This is a genomic window from Psychrobacter sp. T6-1, from assembly GCF_052258445.1.
In genome coordinates, this window is record NZ_JBQQFC010000291.1 from 1 (window position 1) to 2,981 (window position 2,981).

At 43.7% G+C, this 2,981-nt stretch carries 4 protein-coding genes; 2 read left to right on the forward strand and 2 right to left on the reverse strand.

Features of this window, described 5'->3' with window-relative positions; genetic code table 11:
* The coding region (locus tag ACTXGO_RS11820; RefSeq protein ID WP_443574654.1) for an SEC-C metal-binding domain-containing protein at positions 1-990 on the forward strand (990 nt) is incomplete at its 5' end.
* A gap of 274 nt (positions 991-1,264) precedes the next feature.
* A complete protein-coding gene (locus ACTXGO_RS11825) occupies positions 1,265-1,795 on the forward strand; it encodes a hypothetical protein (RefSeq protein ID WP_443542402.1) in 531 nt (176 codons plus the stop codon).
* Between the two features lie 90 nt (positions 1,796-1,885).
* Here ACTXGO_RS11825 and ACTXGO_RS11830 read toward each other — a convergent pair whose 3' ends face one another.
* Positions 1,886-2,491 (reverse strand): YsnF/AvaK domain-containing protein, encoded by a 606-nt coding sequence (locus ACTXGO_RS11830; RefSeq protein WP_443574655.1) that lies wholly within the window; start codon positions 2,489-2,491, stop codon positions 1,886-1,888.
* Between the two features lie 184 nt (positions 2,492-2,675).
* Positions 2,676-2,981: DUF2382 domain-containing protein (locus ACTXGO_RS11835; protein WP_443574657.1), on the reverse strand; the 306-nt coding region annotated here is incomplete at its 5' end.

The following is a 2,981-nucleotide window of genomic DNA, read 5'->3' on the forward strand; positions in this document are numbered from 1 at the left end:
CTCAAAGAAGATGAAGCCATCGAGCATAAGATGGTGTCAAAATCTATTGAAAATGCTCAAGGTAAGGTTGAGAGCCGCGATTTTGATGCGCGTAAAAACTTGCTTAAATACGATGATGTCGCCAATGAGCAGCGTAAGGTTATCTATAGCCAGCGTGATGATTTGCTTGCAGATATGGATTTGCAAGAGGCGATTGAAGCGATGCATTATGACGTATATAACGCTATGATCAATCAGTTCATTCCGCCAGGCTCTATCGATGATCAGTGGAATATCGACGGGCTTGAGGATGAGCTTGAAGATGAGTTCAAGCTTTATATGCCAATCAATGACTGGCTGGATGAGGATCGCCGCCTTGATGAAGAGGCGTTACGTGAAAAAATCATTCAAACTGCGCTGGATCATTACCGTGGTCGACGCGCACAAATGGGCGAACAAAGCGCCGCTCAGCTCGAGCGTCATTTTATGCTCCAGAGCCTAGATAAGCACTGGAAAGAGCATTTAACGCAAATGGATCAGCTGCGTAAAGGCATTCACTTGCGTGGTTATGCACAAAAAAATCCAGAGCAAGAGTATAAGCGAGAATCGTTTGAGCTGTTTCAAATGATGCTAGGGGCGATCAAATCTGAGACTGTACAAGACTTATCACGTGTCCATATCCCAACCAAAGAGGAGCTTGAGGCACTAGAGGCGCAAAAGCGGGCGGACGCTGAACGCATGCAGATGCAGTTTGAGCACGATGACGCAGGCGGCATCGGTGGCGGTGAGCGCAGAGCGACCAATGAGCAAAATCAGGTCAATCAAGGCGCACGCGCCAACGGTCAAATGCGCGTCAATCTAGGCGGTACTGCGGCGGCTGGTGTCAGTGCTGGTGCTGTAAGCAGTGCTGAGGCTGAGCCAAATCCTTATGCAGGTATGAATGTTAGTCGTAACGCGCCTTGTCCTTGCGGCTCAGGTCTCAAATATAAGCAATGTCATGGCAAGATTTGATCGCCCCTTGCTTGGGTGATACGGTCTGTTCAGTTGATATGCTCTGATTGTTATTTAAACAAGAGTGCCTGTTTATTAGTGCCTATCATTTTAATAGTGTCTATAGTTTATTAGCTATGGGCATTTTGCGTTTTGCAATAGCTATAAATTACAAGGATCAAAAAGCGGTCGTGCTTTTGAAACATAATCTTTGTATTTATTACTTACAAATTGCGTATAGGCGTAGATATGCGGACACGCTATAGTATTTAGCATACAAAATCAGGAGCAAATCATGAAGTTTCAGTCATTAAAAAAGAGCCGTACCTCCTTTGTTGTCACAGGTCTATTAGCAGCTATGCTAAGTCTCAGTGCTTGCCAGCAAGATCCTGAGCCTGAACCTAGTTTAGAGGATACTATTAGCGAAGAGCAGGCAGCTCCTATGTCCGCAGAACCTGCCGAGCCAAACGATGCAGTCGTCGCAGATGCTACTTTAAACGAAGTAGAAGGGGATACAGTAGCAACGGTTGATGACAATATCATGCAAAGAACATATTTATGTGCTCCTACGCTAAAGGTTGAAGCGACATATCTGGAAGAAGACAATCAAGTGGTGTTAGAGACAGACAAGGGCACAGTAACACTAAACAAAACTAATGAAGGCACCAATCCTGAAGCCTATGAAGTTAGTACAGATCTAAGTGGCAATCAGGGTTATACCCAGTGGCGTACTGCTCACCAGACCCGTGAAACCGGTGTGCTGCGCACCAACAGCAGTAGTGATGAAGCGAGCATCGATACTTACGAGTGTAATGACTCTGAATAAAACGAACTATCTTTAATCAATAAAAAAGCAACATCTCGTTGCTTTTTTTGTGCGCAGGTTTAAATTTGTGCGCAGGTTTAAATAAGTAATTTACGACGACTTATGATTAACACGTGAACTCTCATGCGCCAAAAACCCTTCTTCAGTGACATCTAGCTCTTCATGCTTAAGCTCAACCTGAATATTGTCAGTATGCGTATGAATGGTCTTTTTGACGTCTACTTTTTGGATTGCATAAGTGTCTTTGGTAATCGTTGCCACCTGACGAGAGATTATAATCTCAGTGGGCGCGTCACCGAGCTCCACTTGTGTGCCATTGATCGTAATGACCGCCTTACTATCTAATGAAGGCTCAACGTGGCGCAATATATCTTTGTCATCATAACTGCCTGATAGCAAGTCTTGGCTTTGCGCGTCATGATGTTGAGTTTCGATAGTGATGTACTCTTCAACCAGCTCAATAGGGACATCGATAGTTTTGGTACGAGTGTGCTTAGTCACGGTAACTTTACCGACATCCAGACGCTCTTTATTGACGACTGGGCGCTCCTCTAACAGCTCTAAATGTCCAACGCCTTGTCTAACGACTACATCATCTTGCGTATCTAAAACATTGTTTTGATCTGTGTATTGATCATTTATAGCAGGATCAGCTGCGTCGTTTATTTGTCCAGTTTTGCTATTGTTGTTGTCCATAATCGTAGTCCTTATTGAGTAATAATTTATATCGTCGTTAGTAGTTACTACTATACCTTAGATTTGGTTGTATGCTTTGGCACAAAAAAGGCCAGAGACAAGCTCTGACCTTAATGACTAAGTAAATATACTTAGCTGCCTATTATTATAGTTTATAACGATAAAACTATAATTATTCTGCGTATTACATGCCACGAGCACGGCGTACATCATCAGCAGTAACGTCATTGCCTTCGTACAAGTTACCTTTGCCGTCTACAACATTACCGTCACGGTCAATGTCTAACTCTTCACGTTGAATAGTCTCAACGATAGTCTCTGTATGACGCTCAGTTGTTTTACCAACGTTAACTTCTTCAGTAACATAAGTCTCTTTACCAACGCGAGCACGCTCAGCTTCTAGCTCTACAGCGATAGTCTCTGTTGTGCCAGTTTCGCCGATACGGCGATCTGTTGGACGATCTACGTTAGTGCGTTCGATATGAGCATG